The 8696-nt window shown below is 71.4% G+C and carries 9 protein-coding genes; 1 reads left to right on the top strand and 8 read right to left on the bottom strand.

Annotation, left to right across the window (positions count from 1 at the left end; translation table 11 throughout):
* Window positions 1-7: 7 nt before the first annotated feature.
* From VKN16_09865 to VKN16_09875, 3 genes are read right to left on the bottom strand one after another with little or no spacing between them, the layout of a single operon-like run.
* On the bottom strand, window positions 8-316 hold the full coding sequence (locus VKN16_09865) for a LapA family protein (GenBank protein HME94508.1): 309 nt from the start codon (window positions 314-316) through the stop codon (window positions 8-10).
* Window positions 313-1704 carry a bifunctional oligoribonuclease/PAP phosphatase NrnA gene (locus VKN16_09870; protein HME94509.1) on the bottom strand — a complete coding sequence of 464 codons (1392 nt, stop codon included), beginning with the start codon at window positions 1702-1704 and terminating at the stop codon, window positions 313-315. The genes VKN16_09865 and VKN16_09870 overlap by 4 nt, the downstream gene beginning before the upstream one ends.
* 54 nt (window positions 1705-1758) lie before the next feature.
* Window positions 1759-2184, bottom strand: a complete 426-nt coding sequence (locus tag VKN16_09875) for a hypothetical protein (protein HME94510.1) — start codon at window positions 2182-2184, stop codon at window positions 1759-1761.
* Between the two features lie 81 nt (window positions 2185-2265).
* Here VKN16_09875 and VKN16_09880 point away from each other — a divergent pair, with 81 nt between their 5' ends.
* Window positions 2266-4236, top strand: a complete 1971-nt coding sequence (locus VKN16_09880; GenBank protein HME94511.1) for a cation:proton antiporter — start codon at window positions 2266-2268, stop codon at window positions 4234-4236.
* On the opposite strand, the gene VKN16_09885 is transcribed toward VKN16_09880, so the two are convergent.
* From VKN16_09885 to VKN16_09905, 5 genes are all read right to left on the bottom strand, one after another.
* Window positions 4229-5062, bottom strand: a complete 834-nt coding sequence (locus tag VKN16_09885) for a rhomboid family intramembrane serine protease (GenBank protein ID HME94512.1) — start codon at window positions 5060-5062, stop codon at window positions 4229-4231. The two genes, VKN16_09880 and VKN16_09885, sit on opposite strands and share 8 nt — an antisense overlap.
* Window positions 5063-5105: 43 nt before the next feature.
* Entirely contained in the window at window positions 5106-6368 is a 1263-nt protein-coding gene (locus VKN16_09890) for a M23 family metallopeptidase (protein HME94513.1), read from the bottom strand.
* Between the two features lie 83 nt (window positions 6369-6451).
* Complete coding sequence (locus VKN16_09895) at window positions 6452-7654, bottom strand: 2,3-bisphosphoglycerate-independent phosphoglycerate mutase (GenBank protein HME94514.1); 1203 nt, start codon at window positions 7652-7654, stop codon at window positions 6452-6454.
* Window positions 7645-8559, bottom strand: coding sequence for a VOC family protein (locus VKN16_09900; GenBank protein ID HME94515.1), 915 nt, complete (start codon window positions 8557-8559; stop codon window positions 7645-7647). Before VKN16_09900 ends, VKN16_09895 begins: the two co-directional genes overlap by 10 nt.
* 10 nt (window positions 8560-8569) lie before the next feature.
* Window positions 8570-8696: fumarylacetoacetate hydrolase family protein (locus tag VKN16_09905; GenBank protein HME94516.1), on the bottom strand; the 127-nt coding region annotated here is incomplete at its 5' end.

The following is an 8696-nucleotide window of genomic DNA, read 5'->3' on the forward strand; positions in this document are numbered from 1 at the left end:
CTGCCGGTTACGCCGGGAGGGTCGGGCTCGGGCCCTGGGGCGGGCGGGAGGAGGTGGACGCGGGCTGGGTCGCGATGAGCTGCGCGACCTGGTTCTCCAGCTGACGGATGCGATACCGCATTCGCAGCACCTTGACCAGCCCGCTCAGCGAAGCGAACGTGACGCCGACCAGCAACGACAGCAGGATGACCAGCGCCAGGGGCATGCCGGTCACGCTCCAGGCCAGGAAGGAGATCTGCACCGGGTCGCGATTCTGCAACGCGAACACGGTGGCCGCGCTCCCGAGCAGCGCCATGAGCAGGTAGATGAAGATCATGACTGGGAGCCCTCCGCCGGCTTCCCGGCTCCGAGTGCGCGCAGGAAGCGCTCGACGATGCGATCCTGGCAGACACCGGCGCCGGCGGCCTCGCCCGCGGCGCGGCCAAGCTTCTGCACCGGGAAGATGGCCTTGGCCATGGTCCGGTGCCCGCCACCCACGCCCAGGTCGCCGAAGGCGGCGCGGGTCACGTCTCCCGCGCTCTTCACGTATCCGACGTTCCGGACGGAGACGTGCACCTCGTCGCCGACGATACCCGAGACCACCGACCACTGCACACCCTCCGCCTGCAGCCCGAAGTCGGCGAACTGCGGGATCAGGTCGACGGTGGACACGCGGCCCAGGTGGGAGAAGAACACGCCCTGCACCACGCGACGCTTGGAGAGGCCCTGGGCGAGGACGTCGAGGGCGTCCTGCGAGAGCTCGGGCCGCTCGATGCGCCGGAGCGCGTTGTGGTTGGCGAGGAGGTACAGATACGAGAAGGCCTCGAGATCGGCCTTGGTCCCGCCGCGCTCGAGCCCGAGGGTGTCCGACTTGATGCCGTAGAGCAGCGCGGTGGCCAGCCGCTGCGTGATCTTGATGTCGGCCGCCCGCAGGTACTCGACCAGGATCGTGGACGTCGCTCCGTAGGATGGCCGCACGTCCTTGATGCGCGCGTCGATCGGGTGCTCCACCGGGTGATGATCGATCACGAGATCGACCTGCTCGAAGCGCTCCTCCAGGAACGACGGCTGCACGTCCACCATCGCGACCCGATCGAACTGGGCCAGGTCCTCGGCCCCGATCTCCTCGATCTCGATCTCGAGGATCTTGCACATGGCCACGTTCTCAGGGCGGGTGATGGTGCCGAACGTGCACATGGGCGCGGACGTACGGGTGCGGCCCAGCAGGGTCTTGAGCGCGAGCGCCGACGCGATGGCGTCGGGGTCGGGGTCGTCCTGCATCAGGATCAGCACACGCTCGGCGTCGTAGAAGTGAGCGCGCAGCCGGTCGGCGCGAACCCGCTGGGCCGCGCGATCCACCGCGGGCTGGATGATGCGCTCGCCGAAGGCCGACAGCGGCACCACGGTGGCCCCCGACATCGGCCGGTCATCGTCGCGCAGCACGAGGAGCGGGGAATCGGGCGCGGCGTCCTTGACCGCGGCGGCCACCCGTCCGAGCTGTCCGGCCGGAGCGGCCACCACCACCGGCCCGCGCCCGCCCTTGAGCGCGTCGTGGATGAACTCGGGATCCGTCACCTTGCCGGCGAGGGCGCGGTCTCCATGCCGGCCAAGCCGCGCGCGCAGGCTCGCCCGCGGGACCAGGTACAGCGGCCGCTCGCCCGGGAAGGCGGCGGCCGCGACCATGTGTTCGAGGAGGTCGTCCGGACAGATCAGAACCGGTCGCATCGTCGGCCTATTCTCAGCCTACCCCCCAGGAGGGCCAAGTGAAAACCCCCTCGTCTACCGCCGGCCCCCGTGATAGGCCGAGCGTCCGGCGTGGACGCCGGCCTTCAGGCCCCGGGTGAGCAGGGAGACCTCGCGGCTCATCTTCTTCTGCGACTCGTCGAGGGTCTTGCCGAGGCGGTCGAGCGAATCGCGGACGCTGGCTCGGGCCTGGGCGATCTGCCGCGTGGCCTCGGCGCGAGAGCGCGCGCTCAGGAGCCGGCGGCCGAGGCGGGTCACCGAATCCGTGAGGCCGGCCTGGGCGCGGGCCACGTGTCGGGCCATCGCCTTCTCGATGCCGGCCAGCTTCACGCGGGTGAGGCCGCCGCGTGCGGCGGTGCTGCGCACCCGGGCGAGATCGGCCTCGACCTGAGCCAGGCGGGCCTCGAGCTGCTTGATCTTGGCCGGTGTCCGAGATGCGGAAGCCCTGCGTCGCTCCGTCATGGCGTCTCCTCCGGGCAGCAGTATACGCTGGCCGACCCACACCAGGCTTGGCCCGGGACGGACCCGATGCGACACTTGGCCGTGGCTGCCGAATCCATCTTCTTCCGGGACCTCGCCTTCGTGTTCCTCGCCGCGGTGGCGGGGGGCGCGCTGGCCCGCCTCGCGGGCCAGCCGCTGGTACTGGGCTACGTGCTGGGCGGCATCCTCGTCAGCCCGCTCACGCCCGGCCCGGCGGTCTCCGACCTGCACACCTTCGAGCTGTTCGCCGAGATCGGGGTCATCCTGCTGATGTTCTCGGTCGGCATCGAATTCTCGATCCGGGATCTCCTGCGCGTGAAGTGGGTCGCCCTGCTCGGCGGCCCGCTCGGCATCGTGCTCTCGGTCGGGATGGGCGTCGGGGTGGCCTGGGGGCTCGGCTGGCCCCTCCTCCAGGGCGCGATGGTGGGCATCGTGATCTCGGTGGCCAGCACCATGGTCATGGCCCGCCTGCTCATGGACCGGGGCGAGCTGCACTCGCGCCACGGGCGGGTGATGATCAGCATCACCCTCGTCGAGGACCTGGCGGTGGTGATCCTGATCGTCCTGATCCCCTCGTTCGGCTCCCTCGAGCCCGAGCGCCTGCTGGCCATCGCCCTGAGCCTCGGCAAGGCGCTCCTGATCCTGGTGCCGGCCGGCTTCGTGGCGGCCAAGATCATTCCGCCCCTGATGACGCGGGCGGCCCGGATGCACAGCGACGAGATGTTCCTGCTGGTGGCCCTTGCGGTCGGCCTCGGCACCGCCGCGGTCACCCAGGCCGCCGGGCTCTCGCTCGCCCTCGGGGCATTCCTGGCCGGCCTCATCGTCAATGGATCCGACTACGCGCACGAGACGCTCGCGCGACTGCTGCCGCTCCGCGACGTGTTCGTCGCGATGTTCTTCGTGACGATCGGAGCGCTGATCGATCCGACCAGCCTGATCGCCAACGTTCCGCTGCTCCTGACCATGGTCGGGATGGTGGTGGTGGGCAAGCTGGTGCTGTGGACGCTGGTGGTCTGGCTCTTCCGGCAACCATTCTGGACCGCGGTGCTGGCCGCCGTGGGGCTCACCCAGGTCGGCGAGTTCTCGTTCATCCTGGTCCAGGTCGCCCGGCAGGCCGGCCACGTCGGCGCCGACGTCTACAATGCCACCCTCGCCACCGCGCTCGTCACCATCCTCATCAACGCGGCCCTGGTGCGCGCCGCGCCCGGGTGGGTCGCCCGGCTCCGCGGCGTGCAGGAGGCGCCGGTGCCGGACGGGCCGCGGCCCGAGCGCGAGGCGGCGGAGCACGTGGTGCTCTGCGGCTTCGGCCGGGTGGGCAGCGCGGTGGGCGAGGCGCTCGAGACATTCAACATCCCGTTCGTGGTGATCGAGCGCGATCCGGACATCGTGCGTGGCCTCCGGTCCCGTCGCGTTCCGTGCCTCCTCGGCGACGCCGCGCTGCCCCGCATCCTCGAGGAGGCGGGGGCGGCGCGTGCCTCGATGGTCGTGGTCGCGCTCCCGGAGATGGATCGCGCCAACCTGGTGGTGCGCGGCGTGCGCGCCCTCAGCCCGCACGTGCCCATCCTGGCGCGGGCACATGAGGCGGCGGGGCGCGATGGGCTGGCCCGGGCGGGCGCTACCGAGGTGATCCAGCCCGAGCTGGAGGCGGCGGCGACGTTGATCCGTCACGCTCTCCGTGGCCTGGCGCTGCCTCAGCCGACCGTGCTCGACTATCTGGCGCGCTTCCGCGCGGCCATGAATCCGGCGGCGGCGCGGACGCCGGAGGCGCTGGGCCCGGAACGGAAGCTGCCCGAGATCCACGAGGTCGCCCTCGGCGCGGGCGCGCTCACCGATCGCTCGCTCGGCGAGGCCCGCGTGCGCGAGCGCCTCGGCGTGACCGTGGTCTCGATCGAGCGAACGGACGGGGAGACGCTGGTGAATCCCTCCGCTGACACCCGGCTCCGCTCCGGGGACCGGCTGCGCGTCTTCGGGCTCCCCGAGCAGATCGACGCGTTCCGCGCCGAGGCCGGCCGTGAGCCCGAGCCGGTCACCTAAAGAGCCGGAAGCCGGTCCAGAGCGCCATCAGGAAGGCAATCAGCGTGACCGCGATGGCCGCGAAGGCCGCGATGCGGTCCAGGCCGCGCTCGGCCGCTCGGTCGAGCGGCCCCATCGCGAGGGCCACCAGGTAGCCGCCCCCGAAACCGCCCAGGTGGCCCCAGTTGTTCACCCCCGCCATGAAGAAGCCGAAGATGAACATGATGAGCGCCCACTGCCCGTATTGCCGGAAGACCGCCACCCCGAACGATCCGCCGCGGCTGCGCCCGTAGGCCACCATCGCGCCGAGGAGGCCGAAGATGGCGCCGGAGGCGCCGATGGTCCACGGGACGCCGACGAAGTTGGAGAGCACGAAGCCGAGTGCGCCGGCCACCGTGAAGATCACCACGAGGCGGGATCCGCCGAAGATCTGCTCGACCGGCGGCGCGAGCTGGCGGACCCAGAGCAGGTTGAAGAGGATGTGGAGCAGGCTGCCGTGGAGGTAGATTGCGGTGAAGAGCGTCCACCAGAAGCCCGCGGCCCACGGGACCGCGCCGGTCATCCCGAGCCGGACGAGCGCGCGGTTGCTCGGCGCCAGCATGTCGAAGGGGTTGCGGGCCCGGAACGCGGCGCCCGGATCCAGCAGGATCGACGCGACGTAGAGGGCGACGCACACGACGGTGACCGCTCTGGCGAAGTCGAGGCGGCCCATCAGCCGAGCGACCCCGGGGCCGAAGCCCCAGAGCCCCGGGCGGCGCGCTCCGCAGTAGAAGCACTCGGTGGCGTCCACCCGGTTGAGCTTGCCGCATCGGTAGCAGAGGCTCGAGCCGGTTCGCTGCCTGAACATGTGGGCGGAATCTACCGGGAGGTCGGGACGGCGGGCGCGCGCCTCAGGATCGCCCAGTGCCCGCCGCGTGAGCCGGGAACGGCGCCTGCGACTCGAGCCGCTCGAGCAGGCTCTTCACCTGCGTCGCGAACGCATCGCGGCGGTGCGCGGGCACCGGCGAGCCGGGGATGAACTTCTCGCCCAGCGGATTGACGAACACGCCGGCCTTGCGCACCCGGTAGTCGAGGTGCGGGCCGGTGGAGAGGCCGGTGGTGCCGACGCGCCCGATGACCTGACGCTGACGCACGCGCTCGCCGCGACGCACCTGCATCTTGGAGAGATGGTTGTACATCGTCTCGTAACCGCGGGCGTGACGGATCGTGATGGTGAGCCCGAAACCGCCGTCCCAGGCCGCCTGGGTCACGACTCCGTCGGCCACCGCGCGCACCGGCGTGCCCACCGGCGCTCCGTAGTCCACCGCGAGGTGCGGCCGCAGCCCGCCCAGGATCGGATGGTGGCGGGCGTGGGAGAAGCCGGAGGTGATGCGGGTGAAGTCGAGGGGGGCGCGCAGGAACATCTTCCGCACCGAGCGCCCGGAGGCGTCGTAGTACTCTCGCCGGCTGCCGCCCTCGGCGAACGCCACGCTGGTGAGCAGCGAGCGGCCCGCGCTCGAGTACTGCGCGATCAGGATGTCGCCGTAGCCCAGCAGGCTGTCGCCGACGTACCGCTTCTCCACCAGACAGCGGAACTGGTCGCCCGGCAACGAGTCGGCCGCGAAGTCGAAGTCCCACTCGAAGAGCGTGACCAGGCGCGCGGTGAGGGCCGGCCTCTCGCCGAGGCGCTCCACGGTCGCGAACAGGGAGTCGCGCACCTCGCCGGCGAGGGCGACCACCCGGGTGTCCACGTCCGGCCGAACCGCGGTCACCGTCCAGCGGTCGCCGTCGAACCGGATCTCGTAACGCTCGGCGGCCGAACGCGTGTAGGTCACCTCCACCGTCCCGCCTTCGGCACCCGGCAGCACGGTGAGCCGCTCCCCGGGAGCGAGCCGCCGCATGTTGACGTTGCTGCGCAGCGTGGCCACGATCGCCGCGGCCTCGGCACGCTCGACGCCCGCTCGGCGCATCGCGCTCTCCAGCGTCTCTCCGCGTCTCAGCGCGATCTCGACCGCGGCCGGGCTCGCGGGCGCCGCCGGCGCCTCGGCGATCTGCGCGGGAGCGCCATCGTGAGAGCCGGACGACGTCGCGGGGGGCCGCGTGGGCACCGCGAGGCCGATCGCCCCGAGAGCGAGCAGCATGGCGGCAGAGAGCAGGCAATAGGAGCGACGCATGATGAAACCAGAATACCTCCGGGACTCCGAAGGCCCCAACCTAAACCGGCGTGGGGGATCCTACTACCCGCGGGGGACGGATTCTAGGCGCCGTACTTGGTGAAGCGTAGGGCGTTGGCCATCACCAGCGGCATCAGGTCCTGGGCGGGCAGCACCCCGAGCGAGCCGCTCGCGCAGTCCCGCTCGGTGAAGCGGCTCACGTGGTCGGCGCCGCAGTACTCGCTGGCGAGGAGCGCGGGCACGCCCTGCCAGCCGTGGCTCGACAGGATCGAGGGGGTCGCGTGGTCGCCGGAGATGGCGAGCACGTCGGGACGGAGCGCGACCACCCGCGGCAGCAGCGCGTCGAACCGCTCGAGCGCGGCCACCTTGGCCGCGAAGTCGCCGTCCTCTCCCGCCTTGTCGGTGTCCTTGTAGTGCAGGAAGAAGAAGTCGTAGTGCTCCCACTGCTGCTCGAGCGTGTCGATCTCCTCCGCGAAGGTGCCCCCGGTCTTGAGCACGTCCATGCCCACCAGGCGCGCGAGGCCCCGGTACATCGGATACGCCGCGATGGCGGCGGCGCGCAGGCCGAACGTCCGGGGGAACAGGGGCAGGCGGGGCCGCTGATCGAAGCCGCGAAGGAGCAGCATGTTGGCCGGCGCCGCGTCGCGCAGCCGCTCGCGCGCCGCGTCCACGAACGCGTTCACGAGCGCGGCGGTGCGCTCGGCCTCCGGCGCCTGCGCGGACACCGGCAGGGGCGGGACGCCGAGCTGCTGGGGGTCGGTCTCGGACAGACGGCCGGAGAGGCCGTCGCCGCGCAGCACCAGGACGAAGCGATGCTCCTTGACCGGCTCGACCAGCAGCTGCACCCCGTCCAGCCGGATCTCGCGCAGCCGCTCGACCAGACGGACGCAGATCTCGGTGGAGATGCGCCCGGCCCTCCGGTCGGTGATGCGGCCCTGCGCGTCCACCGAGCAGAAGTTGCCGCGCGCGGCCACGTCGCCCGGCTGCAGCTCGAAGTCGATGCCGAGAGCCTCGAGCACCCCGCGCCCCACCGGGTAGCGCAGCGGATCGTAGCCGAAGAGCCCGAGATGGCCGGGACCGCTGCCCGGGGTGATGCCGGGACCGACGTGACGGAGGAGACCGCAGGCCGAGCGGCCGGCCAGTCCGTGCAGGGTCGGAATGCGCGCGGTCTCCAGCTCGCTCTTGCCCGATCCGGGCCGGGGCAGTCCGCCCAATCCGTCGAGCGAGCAGAGCACGATCTTGGTCTTGGCCGGCTGCACGAGCGAGTGAAGGAACTCTAGGTCCATACTTCCTTGTTCTCTCCGAAATCGGCCGGACACGACGGCCCCCACACGTAGAGGGCGTCCTCGGGGGGGAAGTCCCGCGGCTCCCAGGCGCAGCGCTCCGGGATGTAGTCGAGGTCGAAATAGTACTCGCTGAAGCTGCCCCACGGGTCGCGCAGGTAGTAGAAGAAGTTGGAGCCGATGACGTGGCGCCCGAGTCCCCAGCCGGGCTGCCAGCCCTTCTCGGTCATCCGGACCGCCCCCATCGCGATCTCGTCCACGCTGCCTACCTGGAACGAGGCGTGGTGGAAGCCCGGAGCGTGCGACGACAGGAGGGCCAGCGTGTGGTGATCGGTGTTGCACCGCAGGAAGGCGATGATCCCCCGCGAGCGGTCGGAGAGCTTCATGCCGAGCGTCTCGATGTAGAAGCGCATCGCGCGCTCCATGTCAGGGGTGAAGAGCAGGGTGTGGCCCAGGCGGCGCGGGGTGATCCGCTGACCGCGCGCCGGATAGCCGCGCACCGCCTCGCGCTGGACGTAGCCGGGGCCGTTGAGGGTGGGCGGAGGATCGACCGGCTCCGCGGGCGGCGCCTCGTCGCGCACGTTGACCGCGTTGCCGTCGGGATCACGGAACCAGAGGCCGCCTTCCGGCGCGCCCGGCGGCGCATCCGTCTCCGCGACTCCCGCGCGCCGGATCGCCTCGCGCACGCGCGCGAAGTCCTCGCCGGGGGCGCCGTAGCAGAGGTGATGGAGTCGCTTGCGCTTGCCCCCGTAGAGCAACACCGCGTCGCGGCCCAGGCGCTCCGGCCGCAGCCGCACGGAATCGCCGGAGGCGCCGCCGTCCACGAGGCCGAAGTCCTCGTAAAACCGCTGCCCCACCGTGGGATCGGGGACTTCGAGCGCGTAGTGGAGAAAGCTGCGGACCGCCATGGTCGTCCCCCTAGGCATCCTTCACGGTGTTCTCGAGCACGCCCAGCCCCGTGATCTCCAGCTTGACCGTGTCGCCCGGCTGCAGCGTGATCTGCGGCTTGCGCGAGAATCCCACGCCGGCGGGGGTCCCGGTGGCG

Source organism: Candidatus Methylomirabilota bacterium (assembly GCA_035315345.1).
Classification (GTDB): domain Bacteria; phylum Methylomirabilota; class Methylomirabilia; order Rokubacteriales; family CSP1-6; genus CAMLFJ01.